Here is a 21,240-nt window from a genome sequence, read left to right as displayed (position 1 = left end):
GACCGGCGGGCGGCCGGCGCCCGTTCCCGCCGAATGGAATTCAGGAGGCGGCCCCCGCGGCGCTCCGATTGCGGAACGCGGGCCGGCCGTCCTCCCCGATCGTGACCTCGACCGTTCCGGCCGCGTCGAGTTCGCCCGCGATCACCCGCTCGGCGATGGCGTCCTCGAAGTGCCGCTGGATCGCCCGGCGCAGCGGCCGCGCGCCGAGCGAGCGGTCGTCCTTCGGACAGGCGACGCCGACGATCCACTCGTACACATCGTCCGCCGCGACGAGCGCGATCCCCCGCTCGGCGAGCGTCTCGTTGAGCTCGGCGACCATCAGCCGCGCGATCTCCAGCAGATCGGCGTGCGACAGCGGGCCGAAGACGACGACTTCGTCGATCCGGTTGCGGAACTCGGGGGTCAGCGTCTCCTTGAGCGCCTTGAGCACGAGGTCCTTGTTGAACTCGCGCCGCCGGTCTTCCTCTTCCCCGGCGCGGATGCCGATCTCCCGCTTGGCGGAGACGAGCCCCGTCCCGATGTTGGAGGTCATGATGATGATCGTGTTCTTGAAGTCGACCGTGTCCCCCCAGGCGTCGGTGATCTGGCCGTCGTCGAGCGCCTGGAGCAGAACGTTGAGCACGTCGGGGTGGGCCTTCTCGATCTCGTCCAGCAGCAGCACCGAGTACGGCTGCCGCTTGACCCGCTCCGTCAGCTGCCCCCCCTCCTCGTGCCCGACGTAGCCCGGGGGGCTGCCGATCATCTTCGCGACGGCGTGCTTCTCCATGTACTCCGACATGTCGAAGCGGATCATCGCCCGCTCGCTGTTGAAGAGAAACTCCGCCAGCGACTTGGCGAGCTGCGTCTTCCCCACCCCGGTCAGGCCGAGGAAGATGAACGAACCGACCGGGCGGCGCGGGTTCTTGAGGCCGGCGCGGGAGCGCTTGATCGCGCGGGCCAGCGCCTCCACCGCCTCCCGCTGGCCGACGACGCGGGCGCGCAGCCAGTCCTCCATCCGCCGCAGCTTCTCCATCTCCTCCTGCGCGACGCGCGTCACCGGCACGCCGGTCCACTTGGAGACGACTTCCTCGACGTCCGCCCGGCCGACCGCGATCGGGGCGTTCGCCTCGCGCTCGGCGTCGGCGCGGAGCTGGTCGGCGCGCTCGCGGAGCGAGACCTCCTTGTCGTGCCAGGTCACCGCCTCGTCGAAGTCCTTGCGCGCGAGGGCGTTCTTCATCCCCTCGACCGCCTGCTGGATCTCCTTCTCGACGTCGCGCAGGCCGCGGTAGGCGGTGCGCCGGCGGAGCTTGGCCCACGCCCCGGCCTCGTCGATGACGTCGATCGCCTTGTCGGGCAGGAAGCGGTCGGTGATGTAGCGGTTCGACTGGCGCACCGCGGCGACGACGGCGTCGTCGTCGTAGCGGACGCCGTGGAACGCCTCGTACCGCTCCTTGATCCCCAGCAGGACTTCGATCGTCTCGTCCTCGCTCGGCGGGGCGATCTTGATCGGCTGGAAGCGGCGGACGAGCGCGCGGTCGCGCTCGATGTGCTTGTGGTAGTCGCGCGGCGTGGTCGCGCCGATGCACTGCAGCTCGCCGCGGGAGAGGGTCGGCTTGAGGATGTTCGCCGCGTCGAGCGACCCTTCGGCCGAGCCGGCGCCGACGAGGGAGTGGATCTCGTCGATGAAGAGGATCACGTCGCTCGCCGAGACGAGCTCCTGGATGATCCCCTTGAGCCGCTCCTCGAACTGCCCGCGGTACTTGGTGCCGGCGACGACGAGCGACAGGTCGAGGGCGAGGATCCGCTTGCCGGCGATCGTCGGCGGGACGTCCCCCTCGACGATCCGGCAGGCCAGCCCCTCGACGATCGCCGTCTTGCCGACCCCCGGCTCGCCGAGCAGCACCGGGTTGTTCTTGCGGCGCCGCGAGAGGACCTGCACGACCCGCTCGAGCTCGATCTCCCGCCCGATCAGCGGGTCGAACTTCTTCTCGCGGGCCAGCTTCGTCATGTCGCGGCTGAACTCGTCGAGGAACGGCGTTTCCTTCTTCTTCGACGACGGCGCCGCGGCCTTCCCCGGGACGAGCGCGGCCTGGGGCGGCGGGACGCCGCGGCGCTTGGCGAGGCCGATCGCGTCCTCGCGCGCCGAGTAGAGGCGCATCCCGCGCTCGGCGAGGATCCGTCCCGCCGGGGCGTCGTCCACCCGCACGAGGCCGAGCAGCAGATGCTCGACGTCCACCGCCGGCGACATCAGGCCGCGCGCCTCTTCCTGCGCGCACTCGAGGACCCGCTTGGCGTCGTCGCCGAACGGGATGTCCACGCCGCGCGCCGCCGTCTGCGGCGGCCCCTCGCGGCTTTCCATCTCGCTCCGCAGCAGGTCCACGGAGATGTTCGCCCGATGGAAGATCTCCCGGACGAGCGGATCGTCCTCGCGCAGCAGCCCGATCAGCAGTTGCTCCGAGCCGATCGCCGCCGCGCCGCGCTGCGTCGCCTCGTAGCGGGCGAGAAACAGCACGCGCTTCGCCTTCTCGGTGAATTGCTCGATCATCGGCTGGCCCCGTCGCCGGCCCCCGCGGGCCGCGGAGTCAAATCTACGGCCTCGGCCGCCTCGAGGCGCCCCGAGGCGAGGCGGAGGGTGCGGTGGCAGCGCCGGGCGAGGCGCGCGCTGTGCGTCGCCACGACCAGCCCGAAGCCGTCCCGCTCCTGCAGTTCGATCAGACGGTCGAGCACGGCGTCGCCGGTGCGCGGGTCGAGGTTCCCCGTCGGCTCGTCGGCCAGCACCAACGACGGGCCGCAGACGACGGCGCGGGCGATCGCGACCCGCTGCTGCTCCCCGCCCGACAGTTCGGCCGGGTAGTGCTCGGCGCGCGCCGCGAGGCCGAGCGCGTCGAGCAGCGAAAGGGCCCGCCGCAGCGCCTCGCGGCGCGGCCAGCCGCGGATCAGTCCGGCGAGGGCGACGTTCTCCTCGGCCGTGAACTCGGCCAAAAGGCCGTGGAACTGGAAGACGAAGCCGACGGAATTGCGCCGCCAGCGGGCGCGCTCGCCGGCGTCGGCCGGGATCTCGCGCCCGAGGTGGACGATCGATCCCGCGTCGGGCCGGTCGAGACCGCCGAGGACGTTGAGCAGCGTCGTCTTGCCGACCCCCGAGTCGCCTTGGATGGCCACCCGCTCGCCGCGGGCGAGGACGAGCTCGGCGCCGGCGAGGACCGGCACCTGCACCGTGCCGCCGACGGTCCAGCGGCGGTAGACCTTTTCGAGCCCCGAAGCGGCGAGAAGCGGCGCGGCGTCAGTCACGGCGAAGCGCCTCCACGGGATCGAGCCGCGAGGCGCGCCACGCGGGGTAGATCGTCGCCAGCGCGGCGACGAGGACCGCGACGCCGACGACGAGCGCGAGGTCCGAAGGCTCGACGGTGAACGGCAGGTGGTCGAGGTAGTAGACGTCCGGATCGAGCTTGATCAGCTTGAAGCGGTCGAGGACGCGGCAGAGGCCGACGCCGGCCGCGGCGCCGCCGAGCGTCCCCGCGATCCCCATCGCCAGCCCCTGCAGGACGAAGATCTGCATCAGGCCGCGCGGCGTCGCCCCCATCGCCGAGAGGACGCCGATCTCGCGCACCTTCTGCGTCACGGTCAGCACGAGCGTGCTGACGACGCCGAGCGCGGCGACGAGGACGATCAGCCCCACGGCGAGAAACATCAGCAGCTTCTCCAGCCGCAGCGCGGAGAAGAAGGCCCGGTTGCGCGAGAGGACGTCGTCCACGAGGAACTCGGTCCCCAGCGCCGCGGCGAGCGCGCTGCGCGCCTGGTCGATCCGCGTCGGATCGGTCGTGCGGACGGCGATCCAGTGCGCCCCGCGCGGCACGTCGAACAGCCCGCGCGCCGCGTCCAGCGAGACGAACGACCAGGTCTGGTCGTACTCGTTGAACCCCGCGGCGAAGATCCCGACGACCTGCAGCGTCGGCTGGCGGATCGACGCGCCCCACGGCGCGAGCCGCGGCCGCGGCACGATCAGCCGCACGTTGTCCCCGACCCGCGCCCCGAGCCGCCGCGCGAGGTCGACGCCGAGCACGATCCCCGGCCGCGCCCCCTCCGGCCGAACGAGGTCGGCCAGCCGGCCGTTCGTCACCTTCCGTCCCACGGAGGTCACGCGGTCGCTCCGCTGCGGGTCGATCCCCGTGACCGCGGTCCACTGCACGAGGTCGCTCGGCCCGACGATCCCCGCGTAGCCGTGGATCACCGGCTCGGCGGCGGCGACGCCCGGAACCGCCTCGATCCGCCGCACGAGGCCGTCGATGTCGGCGAGGGCGTTCGGCCCCTCGGCCGCCTGCACGAGGATGTGGGCGTTGCTGTCGAGGATCCGCCCGACGACGTCCTGCTGGAAGCCGGTCATCAGCGCGAGGGCGACGATCAGCGAGAGGACGCCGACGAAGAAGCCGAGCGCCGAGAGCAGGCTGATCAGCGACAGGAAGCCCTGCCGCCGAGCGCGGACGAAACGCTTGGCGATGAAGACCGGATAGCGCCGCGGCCCCGAGGCCGGCAACTCGTCAGTGGACACGCCGCGCCGTCCATTGCCCGCGGGGAACGCCCCCTTGGACCATCTCGTAGTACTGCCAACTGCCGCGCAGCCGCTGGCCGTCCGGATCGAGCGTCGCGTCGAGCTCGGCGTCCCGCCCGCGCTGCGCGTCGATCCGCTCCAGGTGCAGCTTGCCGGCGACGAACGTCCCCTGCACGCTTCCCGAGCCGAGCGCGCCGAGCTTGTACTGGCCGGTCACGAGCGTTCCCGACTGGTCGAGGAAGAACGTGCCGGTCTGTCCGCCGGGGAGCCAGACGACGTCCCACGCCCCGGTCAGCGGCTCGGCCTGTTCGGGCGTCCGCCCGCGCAGTTCGGCGGCGCGCCGCGCGACCGCGTCCTGCTCGGCGAGCAGCCGCAGCAGTTCGTCGAGCTTCTTCCCTGAATCGTCGAGCAGTTGCTGCAGCCGCGCGCGCGCCTTGGAGGCGTCGTCGGCCGTCTTCTCCAGCGCTTCCCGCGACAGTTCGCGCGGGCGCGCCGCGTCGCGGTCGAGCCGGTCGAGCGCGTCGGACAGTTCCTGCTGCGCGGCGAGCCGGTCGGCGGCCGCCCGGCGGTAGGCCCGCGCCGCGTCGGCGACGAGCCGGTCGAGCAGCCGCGCGCGCTCGTCCAGCGCGTCGAGCGCCGCCTGCGCGCGCCGCGCGTCGAGCCGCGTTTCCGGCGCCGCCGGCTCCTGATCGTCGGCCGCGCGCGCCGCGCCGCCGCACGCCGCCGCCGCGCAGAGCGCCAAGACCGCCAGCCGGCGCGCGATCGTGGGGATCATCGTCGTCCCTCCCCGCCGCTCACTCCGCGTCCAGTTCGTCCCGCCGCCGCCGCGCCGCCTCCGCGCCGTTCTTCTTCGGCAAGAGGGCGAAGATCGCCGGCGAAACGAGGTAGAGCGCCAGCAGCGCGGGCAGGAAGATCTCGGCCCGCGCGACGAGCCCCGCGAGGGCGGCCGCCCAGAGCGGCAGCAGCACGTGGGCGCGCCCGCGGATCTGGATGTCCTTGAAGGTGCGGTAGCGGATCCGGCTGACCATCAGCAGGCCGGTCCCCGCCACGAGCGCCGCGAGCCCCCAGACCATCCACTCCTCGGTGATCGGCTCGCCCCGCAGCAGCAGCGCGGGGGTCAGGACCGTCGCCGCGCCGCTCGGAATCGGCAGCCCGGTGAAGTAGTGGTGGTCGGACGGCATCACGTTGAAGCGGGCCAGGCGCAGCACGCCGCAGGCGGCGTAGAGGAAGCAGGCGGCGTAGCCGACCCGCCCCAGCGACTGCAGCCCCATGTGGAAGACGATGATCGACGGCGCCACGGCGAACGACACCGCGTCGCAGAGCGAGTCGAGCTGCTCCCCCATCTCGCTCGTCGATCCGGTCAGCCGCGCGATCCGCCCGTCGAGCGCGTCGAAGACGGCCGCGGCGAAGACGAAGATCACCGCCAGCAGGAAGTGCTTCTCGGCCGCCGCGAGGATCGCGGCGAAGCCGCCGAGCAGGTTGCCCAGCGTCACGATGCCCGGCAGCGCCGCGCGGGAGACGCGGATCCGGCCGCGGAGCGGCCGCGCGATCCGCAGCCGCGGCAGCCGCACGCGGGGACGACGGTTCATCGGGCCTCCGCCGCGCTTCCCGTCCAGCGGGCGATCGGGGAGAGGCCTCCCTTGACGCGCGCCCCGGGGGCGACGAGCGGCTCGAACCCGTCCGGCAGGACGACGACGACGCACGACCCGAAGCGGATCACGCCGTAGCGTTCCCCGGCGTCGAGGACGTAGCCCGGCACGGCGTGGCAGACGATGCGCCGGGCGATCAGTCCGGCGACCTGCGTGACGAGGACGACGCCGCGCGGCGTGTCGATCGTCAACGTCAGCCGCTCGTTGACCTCGTCGGCGATGTCGCGCATCGCGTTGATGAACTCGCCCGGGACGTATTGCGCCGCGCGGACGACGCCGGCGACCGGCGAGCGGTTCACGTGGACGTTGAAGACGCTCATGAAGACCGAGATCTTCAGGCCTTCGTCGATCCGCTCGACCTTGGCCACGCGGCCGTCGGCGGCGGAGAGGACGACGTCCGGATCCTGCGGCGGACGGCGCTTGGGATCGCGGAAGAACCAGAGGCTGAAGATCAGCGCGAGCCCCAGCGGCGCGAGGAACCACGGCGAGATGAAGCCGGAGATCAGCGTCGTCAGCGCCACCGGAACGAGGAGGACCATCCCTTCGGGCGCCAGCCGGACGAACTTCGTCCACCCCGGCGGCGGATCGATCCGGCCGGCGCGGGCGTCCGCGGGCGTCGCGTTCGGTTCTTCCACCGTGCTCATCGTTCCGCAGTCTCCTCCGCGCGAGGGCGGCCGGCGGACGCGGCGGCGCGCCGCCCGTCCGGCGCCCGGACACTACCACCCCGATCGCGCCCGGGGCAAGCCGCGGCTCAGCCGCGGCGCAGCGTCAGCGACATCAGCAGCGCGTCGGTCCCGTCGCCGTAGTAGCGGCGGCGGAGGCCGACCGGCGCGAACCCCTCGGCGGCGTAGAGCGCGATCGCCGCGGCGTTGTTCACGCGGACCTCGAGGTCGGCCCGCGCCGCCCCCGCCGCGCGCGCCCGCTCGAGCGCCGCGCGGACGAGGGCGCGGCCGAGGCCCCGCCGCCGCGCCGCCGCGGCGACGGCGCAGACGAGGATCTCCGCGGCGTCGGGATTGAGCCGGACGAAGGCCAGCGCCGCCAGCCCGCCCCGCTCGTCGCGCATCCCGAGGGCGAAGCGGTCGGGACGCGCCTCGAGCTCCGCGGCGAGCGACGCGCGCGACCAAGGCGCGGCGAACGAGGCGTGATGCAGGGCGGCGACGGCGTCGAGATCGCCGGGGCCGAGCGCGACCACCTCCGGGCCGTCCGCGGCGCGCCGCGCGGGCAGGACCGCGTCGGGCGGGACGAGGTAGGCCGGCTTCGGCGCCTCCCCCGCCGGCAGCCACTCCAACGCGCCGCGCGCGGCGAGCCGCGCCAGCGCCTCGGCCGGCGGGTCGGCCGCGGGCGCGAGGCGCGCGCCGGCCGGAAGCGCCAGATCGGCCAGTTGCGGCGGGGCGACGATCGTCGCCCCTTCGTATTCGGTCGCCGCGGCGGCCTCGGCGCGCTGCGTCAAGCGCGCGGCCCCGTCCGGACGGCCTTCGGCGTCGAGGCGCGCGAAGAGGACCCGCAGGCGGCCCCACGGCAGCGCGACCGCCGCCGGCGGCGCGAGCCGCGCCGCCTCGACGACGATGCGCAGGCTGTCGGCGCCGGCGAGGCGCAGGCCGGGAAGCCCGAGCGCGAGACCGCGGGCGAGGCCGCCCGCGCCGCGCAGTCCGGTGAACGAACCGGGGCCGAGGCCGACGGCGACGCCGTCGAGGTCGGCGAGGCCGAGGCCGTGCGCGGCGAGCAGGCCGCGCGCCGCGGCGAGCAGATCCCCGCGCGCGCCGTCGGCCGACGTCGCCTCGGCCGCGGCGACGACCGCGGCGCCGCGGACGAGCGCCGCTCCGGAAGGCGCCAGCGCCCCCTCCAGGGCGAGGACCCAGCCTTCGCCGCGTCGATTCCCGTCGTCCACTTTCACGTCCTCCGCGCGCCGTCTCGCACGCAGCGGCGGCGCCGTCCCCGGGCCCCGCGCGGAGCGTCGGCGCGCGCGCACTGTTCGCCGTATTCGTTTCGACGGAGCGCCATTGTCGCCGCAACGGCGCCGCGGCGCGAGCCGCCGCGGGGCGCGAAGGACGGACCCGATGGAGCCCGGCGCGGAAGGGAAAACCCCGATCCTGGAGCGAGTCCTCGCGGCGCACGACGTCGAGCAGTTCCGCGAGCAGAACTGGACCGGGAGCTTCGAGGACTACCTCCACCTCGTCAAGGAGCGGCCGGAGGTCACCCGCACCGCCTTCGAGCGGCTCTACGACATGATCCTCTCCTACGGCGCGACCGAGTACGTGGACAACAAGAAGAAGCTCATGCACTACCACTTCTTCGACGACCCCGACCACGGCGGCCGGGACGCGGTCTACGGGCTCGACATCGCGCTGGTGAAGCTGGTCAACATCTTCAAGAGCGCGGCGCGCCGCTACGGCACGGAGAAGCGGGTCATCCTGCTCCACGGGCCGGTCGGGTCGGCCAAGAGCACCATCGTGCGGCTGCTCAAGCGCGGCATGGAGGACTACTCGCGCAAGCAGGAAGGGGCGGTCTACTCCTTCGGCTGGGCGCGGGATCCGGAGCGGCCCGACGAGTTCGTCCCCTGCCCGATGCACGAGGAGCCGCTGCACGTCGTGCCCGAGGAGATGCGTCCCCCGCTCCTCGCCGAGCTCAACGCCGGGCGCGGCCCCGCGGAGCGGAAGGTCGACATCGAGGGGGAGCTGTGCCCGTTCTGCCGCCAGGAGTTCCGCGACCTCTCGCTGCGCTACCTCGGCGACGTCTCGAAGATCCTGCGCCACGTGCGGGTCCGCCGGCTGATCCTCTCCGAGAAGGACCGCGTCGGCGTCGGCACGTTCCAGCCGAAGGACGAGAAGAACCAGGACTCGACCGAGCTGACCGGCGACATCAACTACCGCAAGATCGCCGAGTACGGCTCCGACTCCGACCCGCGGGCGTTCAACTTCGACGGCGAGTTCAACATCGCCAACCGCGGCGTGATCGAGTTCATCGAGGTGCTCAAGCTGGACGTCGCCTTCCTCTACGACCTCCTCGGGGCGAGCCAGGAGCACAAGATCAAGCCGAAGAAGTTCCCGCAGACCGACATCGACGAAGTCATCATCGGCCACACCAACGAGCCGGAGTACCGCAAGCTGCAGAACAACGAGTACATGGAGGCGCTGCGCGATCGGACGGTCAAGGTGGACGTGCCGTACATCACCAAGCTGGCCGAGGAGATCAAGATCTACGACAAGGACTTCAACGCGCGGCGGATCCAGGGGAAGCACATCGCGCCGCACACGATCGAGATGGCCGCGATGTGGGCCGTGCTGACGCGGCTCGAGGAGCCGAAGAAGCACAACCTCACGCTGATGCAGAAGCTGAAGCTCTACAACGGCAAGACCCTCCCCGGCTACACCGAGGACAACGTCAAGGAGCTGCGCAAGGAGGCGGCGCGGGAGGGGATGGACGGCATCTCCCCGCGCTACGTCCAGGACAAGGTGAGCAACGCCCTCGTCGCCGACCGCGAGGAGCTGTGCGTCAACCCGTTCATGGTCCTCAACGAGCTGGAGACGGGGCTGCGGCACCACTCGCTGATCAGCAGCGAGGAGGACCGCAAGCGGTACAAGGAACTCCTCTCCGAGGTGCGGCGCGAGTACGAGGACGTGGCCAAGAACGAGGTCCAGCGGGCGATCGCCGCCGACGAGGGGGCGATCTCCCGCCTCTGCGGCAACTACCTCGACAACGTCAAGGCGCACACCCAGCGCGAGCGGGTGCGGAACCCGTACACCGGCCAGGACGAGCCGCCGGACGAGCGGCTGATGCGCTCGATCGAGGAGAAGATCGGCATCCCCGAGAACCGCAAGGACGACTTCCGGCGCGAGATCATGAACTACATCGGCGCCCTGGCCGTCGAGGGGCGCAAGTTCGACTACAAGTCGAACGAGCGGCTGCACAAGGCGCTCGAGCTGAAGCTGTTCGAGGACCAGAAGGACTCGATCAAGCTCACCTCGCTCGTCACCTCGGTCGTGGACCGCGAGACGCAGGAGAAGATCGACGTCGTGAAGAGCCGGCTGATGAAGGACTACGGCTACTGCGACGTCTGCGCCTCGGACGTGCTGCACTTCGTCGCCAGCATCTTCGCCCGCGGCGACGTGAAGGAAGCGGGAACGTAGAGGCGGAAGGCTCCGCCGGCCGCCCGTCCGCGCGGCCGGAGCGGCGAGGGCGCGGCGCATGGCGCTGAACATCGACACCGACGTCGGGCGTTTCCGGCAGATCGTCCGCGGCCGCGTGCGCGAGGAGCTGCGCCGCTTCATGACCCGCGGCGAGATGATCGGCCGCAAGGGGCGGAACCTCGTCTCGATCCCCCTGCCCCGCGTCGACCTGCCGCACTTCGTCCACTCCCCCGGCGGGCAGTCGCACGTCGGCCAGGGGGACGGCGACGTCGGCGACGTCCTCGGCCAGGCCGGACAGGAGGGAGACGGCAAGGGGCAGGCCGGAAACCTGCCGGGCGAGCACATCCTCGAGGTCGAGATGACCCCCGCCGAGCTGGCGGAGCTGCTCGGCGAGGAATTCGGCCTGCCGCGGATCCAGCCGAAGGGGCGGAAGAACATCGAGGCGCGGACGACGCGCTACACCGGCATCGCCACCGCGGGGCCGGAGTCGCTGCGCCACTTCAAGCGCACCTTCCGCCAGGCGCTGAAGCGGCTCGTCGCCTCCGGCGTCTACGACCCCGACCGGCCGGTCATCGCGCCGATCCGCGAGGACCGCCGCTACCGCACCTTCAAGCGCCTGCCGGCGCCGCAGGCCAACGCGGCGATCTTCTACGTGATGGACGTTTCCGGCTCGATGGGGGACGAGCAGAAGGAGGTCGTGCGGATCGCCTCCTTCTGGCTCGACACCTGGATCGCCTCGCAGTACCGCGGCCTCTCCACCGTCTACATCGTCCACGACGCCGAGGCGCACGAGGTGGACCGCGACACCTTCTTCCGCACCCGCGAGAGCGGCGGCACCGTCATCTCCTCCGCCTACCGCCTGGCGCTGAAGATCGTCGAGGAGCGGTACAACCCGACCGACTGGAACCTCTACCTCTTCCAGTTCAGCGACGGCGACAACTGGTCCCAGGGGGACACCGAGCGCTGCGTGGAGATGCTGCGGGACAAGATCCTGCCGACGCTCAACCTCTTCGCCTACGGCCAGGTGGAGAGCCCCTACGGCTCGGGCCAGTACCTGCAGGACCTGCGGCGGCCGTTCGGCGACGACGAGCGGGTCGTCCTGACGCCGATCGAGGGGAAGGACGGCATCCCGCGGGCCGTGAAGTCGTTCCTCGCCACCGGGAGGTGATCCGTGCCGCTGCCCCGCAAGCTCTCCGAGATGCAGGAGCGGGTCGAGGCCGACGCCCGCCGCCGCGGGCTGACCTACTTCCCCGTCGTCTTCGAGGTCGTGGACTACGCGCAGATGAACCAGCTCGCCGCCTACACCGGCTTTCCGGTGCGCTATCCGCACTGGCGCTTCGGGATGGAGTTCGAGGAGCTGGCCAAGTCGTACGAGTACGGCCTCTCCAAGATCTACGAGATGGTCATCAACAACGACCCGACCTACGCCTACCTGCTCGAGGGGAACTCGCTCCTCGACCAGAAGCTGGTGATGGCCCACGTCTACGGCCACGCCGACTTCTTCCGCAACAACGTCCACTTCGCCCACACCAACCGCAAGATGATCGACGCGATGGCCAACCACGCCACGCGGATCCGCCGCTACCGCGACCGGCTGGGGGTGGAGACGGTCGAGCGGTTCGTCGACTCCTGCCTCGCGCTCGAGGACCTGATCGATCCGGAGTCGGTCTTCCGCGGCGACGGCGAGGCGGTCGAGGAGGAGGAGGACTCCGGGCCGCCGCCGGCCGTGCGGCTGATTCCGGCGAAGGACTACATGCAGCGGTACGTCAACCCGCCGGAGTTCCTCGAGCGGGAGCGGGTCCGGCTGGTCGAGGAGCGGCGGAAGAAGAAGCGGTTCCCCTCCAGCCCGCGGCGGGACGTCCTCGACTTCCTGCTGCGCAACGCGCCGCTCGAAACCTGGGAGCGGGACGTCCTCGGGATCGTGCGCGAGGAGGCGTACTACTTCCTGCCGCAGCGCAAGACGAAGATCATGAACGAGGGGTGGGCCAGCTACTGGCACACGACGATGCTCTCCGGCGGGCTGCTCGAGGACGCCGAGGTCGTGGACTACGCCGACCACCACTCGGGCACGACGGCCGTCCAGCCGGGGCGCCTCAACCCGTACAAGCTCGGCCTGGAGCTGTTCCGCGACATCGAGTGGCGCTGGGACACGGGGCGCTTCGGGCGGGAGTGGGAGGAGTGCGACGACATGGGGGAGCGCGCCGCCTGGTTCCGGCCGACCGACCAGGGGCGGGAGAAGATCTTCGAGGCGCGGCGCTTCCACTGCGACCTCACCTTCCTCGACGAGTTCCTGACGGAGGACTTCTGCCGCCGCCAGAAGCTCTTCGTCTTCGGGCAGGACCGGCGGCGCGACCAGTGGGTCGTGGAGTCGCGGGAGTTCGAGGAGATCAAGAAGGCGCTTCTCTTCCGCCTGACGAACTCCGGCACGCCGGTGATCGACGTCGTGGACGCGAACTTCCGCAACCGCTCGGAGCTGCATCTGCGGCACACCCACGACGGCGTGGACCTGCGGGTGGACTGGGCGAAGGAGACGCTGGCCGCGCTGGCGCGGCTCTGGAAGCGTCCCGTGCACATCTCGACGGTCGTCGAGGGGCGCGCCCGCCGTCTCGGCCACGACGGCTCGCAGCCGACCGACGAATCGATCGACACGTAGGGGAGGCTGGCGCGTCCCGACGATCGGATCCCCGCTCAAGCCCCCTCCGCGCCTGCCTCCCGACGTCGACCTCGAGAATTCGCCGTAGCGATCGGCGCAAAGGCCCCCGTTCCCGGCGGCGCCGTCGGTCGGTCGCCGGGGGGGGCCGTCGGACCCTGGAACTCAAGGGTTCCGACGGCCCCCCCCGCAACGGACGACCGACCGCGCCGATAGGAACGCGGGCTTTTCCGCCGACATCAAAACCGATTCGCGGAGATCAGGTCGGGAGGCAGGCGCGGAGGAAGCCTGAGCGGGGACCCGATCGTCGGGACGCGCCAGCCTCCCCTACGACCGACCATCCAGCGTCGCGAGCATCGCCTCGACGTCCTCCGCGCGATACGGCTTCGGAAGCACCCCGTCGAAACCGCGCCCGCGGAAGTCGGCCATCACCGGATCGTCGGAGTAGCCGCTCGACACGACAGCCCGCAACTTCGGAGAAATCCCCCGCAGCAGACGAAGGCACTCCTCGCCCCCCATCCGCCCCGGCACCGTCAAATCAAGCACCACGAGTTCGAACGGGCGGCCTTCCTCCGCGGCCCGCCGGAACATCCCGACCGCCACGTCGCCGTCCTCGGCCGTCTCGACCGCGAACCCGAACGCGCCGAACAGCGCCGTCGCCGCGCCGCGGACCAGTTCCTCGTCGTCCATCAGCAGCAGCCGCCCGCGCGGACCGGCGTGCACCGCCGCCGGAGGCGCCGCCGCCGGAGGCGCCTCGTCCGTCGCCGGCAGCAGCAGCGTGAACGTCGTGCCCCGCCCCACCGTCGAGGCCACCGCGACGTGCCCGCCGTGGCGCGCCATGATCGAGTGGGCCGTCGTCAGCCCCAGCCCCGAGCCGGTCGCCTTGGTCGTGAAGAACGGATCGAAGATCCGGGACAGCGTCTCGGGGGGAATCCCCGGCCCCTCGTCCGCGACCGTCGTCTCCACGTAGCGCCCCGCCGGAAGCGGCCAGTCCCCGCGCCCGTCGTACTCCACGTTGCGGGCGCTGATCGTCACCGTGCCGCCGTCGGGCATCGCCTGCGCGGCGTTGATCACGAGGTTCTGCACGACCTGGCTGAACTGCACCGCGTCCACGCGTCCGGCCCAGAGATTCGGCGGCAGTTCGAGGACGCAGCGCGTCCGCGAACCGCGCAGCGCGAAGCCGACCGAGTCGGCGACGATCTCCGCGATCCGCGCCGCGACCCGGATCGGCGCGCCCCCCTTGGAGAGGGTCAGCAGCTGCCGCGCGAGCCCCACGGCCCGCGTCCCCGCCTTCTCCGCCTCCTGCAGAATCTCCTCTTCCGGCGTGCCGGAGGGAAGCATCATCCGGGCCACCGAAATCGAACCGAGGATGCCGGTGAGGATGTTGTTGAAGTCGTGGGCGATCCCGCCGGCCAGCACGCCGAGCGCCTCGAGCTTCGCCGTGCGCTGCAGGTCGTTCTCCATCCGCCGCCGCAGCGTGACGTCCCGCAGAACGACGACCCGGCCGACCTCGCCGCCCGCGGGATCGACGATCGGCGCGGTCGAGCGCTCGACGACCCGCTCCGCGCCGTCCCGACCGACGAAGCGCGCGTCGCTCGTCGCCGCGGACGGCTCGGCCGCGCCGCCCGGCAGGATCTCCGACAACGGCCTGCCGGCGGCCTCTTCCTGCCGCCGGCCGGTGATCCGCTCCGCGGCCGGGTTGAGGAGCACGACCCGTCCTTCCGCGTCCGCCGCCAGCACCCCTTCGCCGATCGAGCGGAGCGTCACGGACAGGCGCTCCTTCTCCGCGGCCAGCCGTTCCGCGGCGACCCGCCGGTCGTGGGCGCTCGCCAGGACCTCCGTGCAGAGCCGCAGCAGCCAGACGCCGACGTCGTCGAGTTCGATCGGCGCGCCGCGCGAGAGTAGTTCCAGACATCCCGAAATCTCGCCGTCCCGAACCAGCGGCGCGGCGACGACCGACGGCCTCCCGCCCTCCGTCCACGCGCGCCGTTCGGCCTCGGCCTCGGGCGGGAAGTCCTCCTCCCGTCCGAAGTGGACGATCTCGCCGCGGGCCAGCAGGGCGAAGGCCCACGGCATGTCGCTCGGCGCGAACTTCGGCCCGAGCGGCCGCCACGAGAAGCTCTCGTCGCGCCAAACGGCTTCGGTCCGCAGCGTCCCGCCGGCGTCGGCCACCAAGAGCCGCCCGCCGTCCGCGCCGAGGTGCCGCGCCAAGTCGCGGATCGACAGCGCCATCGACTCCGCGAGCCCCGAGGCGCGCCCGCCGACGAACCGCGCGGAGATCGCCGTCGCCAGGTTCTCGGCGGCCAGGCGCCGTCCCAGCAGGCCCTCGGTGCGTCGCCGCTGATCGAGTTCCCGCGAAAGATCGTCGGTCTTGCGCCGCACCTGCCGCCGCAGCGACCACGACCAGAGTCCCGCGGCGCCGAGCAGCGCGAGGAGCGGAACGAACGCCAGCAGCGCGGCGCGGATCACCTTGGCCCACGAAAGCCGGGACTCCTCTTCGATGACTCCGAACCACTGCACGTAGATCCGCCGCAGACTGCCGTCTTCGCGGATCAGGTTCAGCCCTTCGTCGAAGCGCGCGCGCAGCTCCCGGTTTCCCTTGCGCACCGCGAAGCAGAGATCGAAGCTCCGGATCGGCGGCCCGCTCGGCCGGATGTTCTCGAGGTGGTACGTCCGCTCGAGGTACCGCCCGTAGAGCAGAGGCGCCGCCGCGGCGTCCCCCTTGCCCCCGGCGAGCAGGCTCAGCGCCTCCGACGCGCTCGCCGCCGCCTCGAGCGTCAGCGGAACTCCGCCGGCGCGGAGCTGTTCCTCCATGATCTCGCTTCGGCCGACCAGCACGTGCTTCCCGGCCAAGGCCGGCACGCCGGAAATCTCCGCCGCCCCTTTCCGCACGAAGACGCCGTAGGTCATGACGGCGTAAGGAAGGCTGAACTCCACGTCGCGCCGCCGTTCCGGGGCGTCGTACATCCCCACCAGCGCGTCGATCTCGCCGCTGTTCAGCCGCTCCCGCAGATCGGCCCACTGTCCCGGCCGAAACTCGACGTCCATCTGCATCGCCGCCGCCGCGGCCCGCGCGACGTCCACGCCGTAGCCCGCCGGCTTTCCCTGCGCGTCCAGATACTCCAGCGGGGGGTTGTCCACCTCGACGCCGACGACGACCGGCTTCCCCGCCGCGACGCAGGGCGCCGCCGCCGCGGCGCAGAACGACAACGCGGCCACCGCCGCCCGGGCGCGGCGCGACGCGAGGGAACGCCGGAAGGCGAGCGCCTTCCGCGCGATCCGCGACGCCCATGCCCGTGCAACGCTCACGGCCGTCCGCCTTTCTCCCCCGCGCCGACGGCCGACGTCCCCCCGCCCCGGCCGACCGCGACCCTGCCCCGATAGAAATAGGGTCGGGTCGTCCGCGGCGCCACGAAAAAGGGCCGGCCCGCGGGCCGGCCCTTTCGAACAGTCGCGCTTCCCGCGGCGTCAGTGCGCGAGAACGGTCGCCCCCTCGATCAGGGCCAAGACCCCGTTCGGGAAGAGACCGATCACCAGGACCGCGGCGACGGCGACCACCACCGTCGCGGCGAGCGCGGGATTGAGGTTGTACGGCGCCTCGTCCTCGACCGGCGGCGTCATGTACATCTTCACCACGACCCGCAGGTAGTAGAAGAGCGAAATGGCGCTGTTCAGCGCGGCGATCAGCGCCAACCAGCCGTAGCCGGCGTCGATGATCGCGGCGAAGAGCCACCACTTGCCGACGAAGCCGGCCGTCGCCGGGATGCCGCCGAGGCTGAGGAGGAAGATCGTCATCGCCGCGGCGAGCCACGGCGCTCGCCGGGCCATCCCGGCGAAGTCGGCCACCTGGTCGCCGACGATCTGCTTGCGGCGGAGCATCACGACGAGGGCGAACGCGCCGCAGTTCGTGACGGTGTAGGCGATCATGTAGAGCACGACCGAGAGCTGGCCCCAGCGGAGGACGTCCGCCTGGCGCTCCGCCGGGACGTTCCCGGAGAGCGCGGCCCCGATCGCGACCAGGCCGAGAAGCGCGTAGCCGGCGTGGGCGATCGAGCTGTAGGCCAGAAGGCGCTTCATGTTGTCCTGCCAGACGGCCACGACGTTGCCGACCGTCATCGACAGGGCGCAGAGGATGGCGAAGAAGAGCGTCCACTCCTTGGCGATCGCCGAGGAGCCGAAGGCGACGAGGAAGAGCCGCAGGCCGAGCCCGAACGCGGCCGTCTTCACCGCCGTGCTCATGAACGCCGTGATCAGCGTCGGCGCGCCCTCGTAGGCGTCCGGCGACCAGATGTGGAACGGCGCCGCCGCCATCTTGAAGCCGACGGCGACGACGATCAGCAGCGTCCCGCCGAGGAGCAGCGGGCCGGGCGCGCCGGCCTTCGCGATCGCCTGCGCGACGCCGAAGAAGTTCGTCGAGCGGGTCGCCCCGTAGACCAGCGACATCCCGTAGAGCAGGATGCCGGAGGCGAGCGAGCCGAGCAGGAAGTACTTCAGCGCCGCCTCGTTCGACTTCCGCCGCTCCTTGGCCCAGCCCACGAGGAGGTAGACCGAGAGGCTCATCGTCTCGAGGCCGACGTAGAGCGTGATGAAGTCGCTCGCCGAGACGAGGAACATCGCGCCGAGGATCGCGAAGAGCAGCATGGCGTGGAACTCGCCGCGGCCGAGCTTCTCGATCTCGAGGAAGCGGATCCCCATCAGCGTGGAGAGGATCCCGGCGATCAGGATCGTCCCCTTGAGCACGATCGAGAAGCCGTCGACGACGACGAGCGGGAACGCGTCCGCGCCGAAGAGATGGAAGACAGCCCCGGGCGAAGCGGGGCCGGAGGCGCCGAAGACGCCGTCGCGCAGGCCGTACGGGATCAGCAGCAGCAGGGCGACGATCTGGACGGCGATGGAGGACCAAGCCATCCCCCGCCGGCCGGCCTCGCTCTTCACGAACGGCGAGACGAGCAGCAGCGCGAATCCGGCCAGCGTCAGCCACAGTTCCGGCAGGAGCCAGAACAGGTCGGCCAAGTACTGGGCGCCGTTGAGGTTCACGGGAGGGCTCCTAGCGTCCGGCCGGCGCGGGCGCGCCGACCGCGGGCGCCGCGGCGTGCGCGGCGGGCGCCGCCGCCGCGGGGGCGACCGCCGGATGCGCGGCGGGCTGCGGCGCGGGCTGAACGGCGGGCTGCGCGGCCGGTTGCGGCGCGGGCGTCGGCTGCGGAACGGTGGTCGTCGGCTGAGCGGCCGGCGCCGCCTGGCCGTCCGGATTCGCCGGCTGCGTCGCCGCGGCCGCTTCGGGCGGCAGGTCGATCGGGACCTTGGCGGCGCGCAGCACGGGGTTGATCTGCTCGCTCACCATCCGCTGCACCGGAGCGTCGAGGATGTCGAAGAACGGCTTCGGGTAGACGCCGATCCAGACGGCGAGGACGATCAGCGGGATCAGCGTCCACTTCTCGCGCCAGCTCAGGTCGGGCAGCTTGTCGTTCTTCGGGTTGGTCACCGGGCCGAACATCGTCCGCTGGTAGAGCCAGAGGAGGTAGGCGGCGCCGAGGATCAGGCCGGTCGAGGCGAGCACGACCCACCAGATCGGGCTGAAGCCGAAGAAGGAGAAGGCCGCGCCGCTCGACTGCATCAGGCCGGAGAGGATCGTCACCTCGCCGATGAACCCGTTGAGGGTCGGCAGGCCGAGGGAGGAGAGCATGGCGATCATGAAGTAGATGGCGAAGATCGGCATGATCTTGGCGATCCCGCCGTACTCGGAGATCTCGCGCGTGTGCCGGCGCTCGTAGACGATGCCGACGATCAAGAACAGCATGCCGGTGGAGATGCCGTGGTTCAGCATCTGCAGCACGCCGCCCTTGATGCCGGTCGGATTGAGCGCGAACAGCCCGATCATCGTGATGCCGAGGTGGCTCACCGACGAGTAGGCGACGAGCTTCTTCCAGTCCTTCTGGGCGAGGGCGACCATCGCGCCGTAGATGATCCCGATCACGCAGAGCGAGAGGAGCCACGGCAGGCAGTCGGCGGTCTGCTTGGGGAAGATCGGCAGGCTGAAGCGGTAGAAGCCGTAGGTGCCCATCTTCAGCAGGACGCCGGCCAGGATCACCGAACCGGCGGTCGGGGCCTCGACGTGGGCGTCGGGGAGCCAGGTGTGGAACGGGAACATCGGGACCTTGATCGCGAAGCCGAGGAAGAAGGCGAGGAAGACCCAGATCCCCGCGCCCCAGACGGCGGTCGACGGCCCGAGCTTCAGCAGCTCGACCATGTCGAAGGTCCGCGTCCCCAGCGCCTCGCCGGCCTTGAAGTAGAGGGCGATGATGCCGAGCAGCATCAGCACCGAGCCGAACAAGGTGTAGAGGAAGAACTTGATCGCGGCGTAGAGCTTCCGCGGCCCGCCCCAGATGCCGATGATGAAGTACATCGGCACCAGCATCACTTCCCAGAAGATGTAGAAGAGGAAGAGGTCGAGCGAGCAGAAGACGCCCAGCATCCCGACTTCGAGGAGCAGGAAGAAGACGTAGTACTCCTTCACCCGCTCCTTGATCGCCGTCCAGCTGCTCAGGATCGAGATGAAGCTGAGCAGGGTCGTCAGGACCACCAGCAGCAGCGACACGCCGTCCACGCCCAGCTTGTACTGGACGCCGAGGGTCGGGATCCACTTCGCCGCCTCGACGAACTGGAAGCCGCCGTTCCCCCGGTCGTACTGCAGCACGGGAATCAGCGAGACGAAGAAGACGAGGAGCGAGCTCCAGGTCGCGATGTGGCAGATCGCCTTCTCGTTCTTCTTCGGCACGAAGAAGACGATCGCCAGGGCCGCCGCCAGCGGCAGGAAAACGATGGAGGAAAGAATCGGCATCATGTCCGGCATGACCCCTTCCGCGCGCCCGAGGTCAGCGGGCGAGCAGCACGTAGGCGGCCAAAAGGGCGAAGGCGCCAAGCACCATCGCCGCCGCGTAGGACTGCACGAAACCACTCTGCAGCCGGCGCAGCGCCTTGCCGCCCAGCCCGACCAACCAGCCGACGCCGTTCACCGCCGAGTCCACGACCCAGCGGTCGAACGCCGCCTTGATGTGCGAAACCAGAAGCGTCGCCCGGCCGGTCCCGTTGACCGCGCCGTCCACGACCCAGCGGTCCACGGCGTGGAAGCCGCGGCAAGCCGCCATGAACGGTCCGAGAAGCGCCGCCTGGTAGAACTCGTCCACGAACCACTTGCGGTGCAGGACGCGCCGCGGGAACGCCAGCCGCTCGCCCCACGCCGCCGCCTTCGACGCGTCGCCGGAGAAGTTGGCCCGCGCGACGAGGAACCCGGCGCCGCAGACGACGATCGCGAGGACGAAGAGGCCGAGCTCGCCGAGATACGACGGGTGGCTCGCCCCTTCGCGGACGACGTTCGCCGGCGCGGGGATCGCCGCCGCCGCGGGCGCTTCGGCCGCCGCGGGCGCGGGCGTCTCGGCCGCCGCCGCGGCGCTCTCCGCCGCCTCGGCGCCTTCGCCGTGCCCGGCCCGCGCGGCGACGACGCCGCGCGCCATCACCACCGGCTTCAGCTTCGCCGCGAACCAGTTCAGGTCGCTCTCGACGCCGAGGACCTTCGTGAAGCCGCCCGGCATGCCGACGAAGCCGACCACGACCGCGCCGGCGGCGAGGACCGCGAGCACGTTCGTCATGACCTTCGGCGCTTCCTTGACCACGACCGGGGCCGGGGTGCGGTTTTCGCCGAAGAACGTCATGTAGACGGCGCGGAACATGTAGAACGACGTCATCAACGCGCCGGCCGTGCCGAGCGCCCAGAGGATCCAGCTCCCGTGGGTCGAGAGCAGCGACTTGGCGAGGATCTCGTCCTTCGACATGAAGCCCGACAGCGGCGGCAGCCCGGCGAGGGCCAGCGTGGCGATCAGGAACGTCCTCGCCGTCGTCGGCATCCGCTTCCAGAGGCCGCCGTAGTGCCGCATGTCGTTGGTGTGGCCGCACTGCAGGATCACCGCGCCGGCGCCGAGGAAGAGGCAGGCCTTGAAGAAGGCGTGCGTGGCGAGGTGGAAGACCGCCGCGCCGTACGCGCCGACGCCGATCCCGAGGAACATGTAGCCGAGCTGCGAGACCGTCGAGTAGGCGAGCACCTTCTTGATGTCGTACTGCGCCATGCCCATCGAGCCGGCGAAGACGGCGGTCGCGCAGCCGACGATCGCCACGACCAGCATCGCCGCCGGGGCGTGCCAGAAGAGAGCCGACATCCGCGCGAGCATGTAGACGCCGGCGGTGACCATCGTCGCGGCGTGGATCAGCGCGGAGACCGGCGTCGGGCCGGCC

The 21,240-nt window shown here is 71.3% G+C and carries 14 protein-coding genes; 3 read left to right on the top strand and 11 right to left on the bottom strand.

Annotation, left to right across the window (positions count from 1 at the left end; translation table 11 throughout):
• Positions 1 to 40: 40 nt before the first annotated feature.
• The 7 genes from LLG88_16290 to rimI all read right to left on the bottom strand — a co-directional run bounded on the left by LLG88_16290 (position 41) and on the right by rimI (position 8,065).
• On the bottom strand, positions 41 to 2,524 hold the full coding sequence (locus tag LLG88_16290; protein MCE5248467.1) for an ATP-dependent Clp protease ATP-binding subunit: 2,484 nt from the start codon (positions 2,522 to 2,524) through the stop codon (positions 41 to 43).
• Positions 2,521 to 3,270: an ABC transporter ATP-binding protein gene (locus tag LLG88_16285; protein MCE5248466.1), complete on the bottom strand. Its 750-nt coding sequence runs from the start codon at positions 3,268 to 3,270 to the stop codon at positions 2,521 to 2,523. The genes LLG88_16290 and LLG88_16285 overlap by 4 nt, the downstream gene beginning before the upstream one ends.
• Positions 3,263 to 4,528: an ABC transporter permease gene (locus tag LLG88_16280; protein MCE5248465.1), complete on the bottom strand. Its 1,266-nt coding sequence runs from the start codon at positions 4,526 to 4,528 to the stop codon at positions 3,263 to 3,265. Before LLG88_16280 ends, LLG88_16285 begins: the two co-directional genes overlap by 8 nt.
• A complete protein-coding gene (locus LLG88_16275; protein MCE5248464.1) occupies positions 4,518 to 5,303 on the bottom strand; it encodes a hypothetical protein in 786 nt (261 codons plus the stop codon). Before LLG88_16275 ends, LLG88_16280 begins: the two co-directional genes overlap by 11 nt.
• A gap of 19 nt (positions 5,304 to 5,322) precedes the next feature.
• Positions 5,323 to 6,117, bottom strand: coding sequence for a CDP-diacylglycerol--serine O-phosphatidyltransferase (pssA, locus tag LLG88_16270; GenBank protein ID MCE5248463.1), 795 nt, complete (start codon positions 6,115 to 6,117; stop codon positions 5,323 to 5,325).
• Positions 6,114 to 6,821 carry a phosphatidylserine decarboxylase gene (locus tag LLG88_16265; protein ID MCE5248462.1) on the bottom strand — a complete coding sequence of 236 codons (708 nt, stop codon included), beginning with the start codon at positions 6,819 to 6,821 and terminating at the stop codon, positions 6,114 to 6,116. Before LLG88_16265 ends, pssA begins: the two co-directional genes overlap by 4 nt.
• A gap of 107 nt (positions 6,822 to 6,928) precedes the next feature.
• Positions 6,929 to 8,065 carry a ribosomal protein S18-alanine N-acetyltransferase gene (gene rimI, locus LLG88_16260; GenBank protein ID MCE5248461.1) on the bottom strand — a complete coding sequence of 379 codons (1,137 nt, stop codon included), beginning with the start codon at positions 8,063 to 8,065 and terminating at the stop codon, positions 6,929 to 6,931.
• A gap of 169 nt (positions 8,066 to 8,234) precedes the next feature.
• On the opposite strand from rimI, the gene LLG88_16255 reads away from it, so the two are divergent.
• Genes LLG88_16255 through LLG88_16245 form a run of 3 tightly spaced genes read left to right on the top strand, consistent with a single transcriptional unit; the run spans position 8,235 to position 12,957 of the window.
• Positions 8,235 to 10,304, top strand: a complete 2,070-nt coding sequence (locus LLG88_16255) for a serine protein kinase (GenBank protein MCE5248460.1) — start codon at positions 8,235 to 8,237, stop codon at positions 10,302 to 10,304.
• Positions 10,305 to 10,362: 58 nt separating this feature from the next.
• Entirely contained in the window at positions 10,363 to 11,472 is a 1,110-nt protein-coding gene (locus tag LLG88_16250) for a DUF444 family protein (GenBank protein ID MCE5248459.1), read from the top strand.
• A 3-nt stretch (positions 11,473 to 11,475) separates the two neighbouring features.
• Positions 11,476 to 12,957, top strand: coding sequence for a SpoVR family protein (locus LLG88_16245; protein MCE5248458.1), 1,482 nt, complete (start codon positions 11,476 to 11,478; stop codon positions 12,955 to 12,957).
• A 324-nt stretch (positions 12,958 to 13,281) separates the two neighbouring features.
• On the opposite strand, the gene LLG88_16240 is transcribed toward LLG88_16245, so the two are convergent.
• The 4 genes from LLG88_16240 to LLG88_16225 form a co-directional block, all read right to left on the bottom strand.
• Positions 13,282 to 16,263 carry a transporter substrate-binding domain-containing protein gene (locus LLG88_16240; protein ID MCE5248457.1) on the bottom strand — a complete coding sequence of 994 codons (2,982 nt, stop codon included), beginning with the start codon at positions 16,261 to 16,263 and terminating at the stop codon, positions 13,282 to 13,284.
• A gap of 159 nt (positions 16,264 to 16,422) precedes the next feature.
• Positions 16,423 to 17,991, bottom strand: coding sequence for an NADH-quinone oxidoreductase subunit N (locus tag LLG88_16235; GenBank protein MCE5248456.1), 1,569 nt, complete (start codon positions 17,989 to 17,991; stop codon positions 16,423 to 16,425).
• A gap of 10 nt (positions 17,992 to 18,001) precedes the next feature.
• Positions 18,002 to 19,804 carry an NADH-quinone oxidoreductase subunit M gene (locus LLG88_16230; GenBank protein MCE5248455.1) on the bottom strand — a complete coding sequence of 601 codons (1,803 nt, stop codon included), beginning with the start codon at positions 19,802 to 19,804 and terminating at the stop codon, positions 18,002 to 18,004.
• 22 nt (positions 19,805 to 19,826) lie between these two features.
• On the bottom strand, positions 19,827 to 21,240 hold a 1,414-nt coding region (locus tag LLG88_16225; GenBank protein ID MCE5248454.1), incomplete at its 5' end, for an NADH-quinone oxidoreductase subunit L.

The sequence above is a fragment of the bacterium genome (genome assembly GCA_021372775.1).
Taxonomy (GTDB): Bacteria; Acidobacteriota; Polarisedimenticolia; order J045; family J045; genus JAJFTU01.
Note: the sequence above shows the minus strand (reverse complement) of the source record. Positions and strands in the feature narration are given on the sequence as shown.

Excerpts from the sequence above, each read along its gene's own strand:
- LLG88_16290 (MCE5248467.1), bottom strand. The coding sequence starts at position 2,524 with ATGATCGAGCAATTCACCGAGAAGGCGAAGCGCGTGCTGTTTCTCGCC.
- LLG88_16275 (MCE5248464.1), bottom strand. The coding sequence starts at position 5,303 with ATGATCCCCACGATCGCGCGCCGGCTGGCGGTCTTGGCGCTCTGCGCG.
- pssA (MCE5248463.1), bottom strand. The coding sequence starts at position 6,117 with ATGAACCGTCGTCCCCGCGTGCGGCTGCCGCGGCTGCGGATCGCGCGG.
- LLG88_16265 (MCE5248462.1), bottom strand. The coding sequence starts at position 6,821 with ATGAGCACGGTGGAAGAACCGAACGCGACGCCCGCGGACGCCCGCGCC.
- LLG88_16255 (MCE5248460.1), top strand. The coding sequence starts at position 8,235 with ATGGAGCCCGGCGCGGAAGGGAAAACCCCGATCCTGGAGCGAGTCCTC.
- LLG88_16250 (MCE5248459.1), top strand. The coding sequence starts at position 10,363 with ATGGCGCTGAACATCGACACCGACGTCGGGCGTTTCCGGCAGATCGTC.
- LLG88_16230 (MCE5248455.1), bottom strand. The coding sequence starts at position 19,804 with ATGCCGGACATGATGCCGATTCTTTCCTCCATCGTTTTCCTGCCGCTG.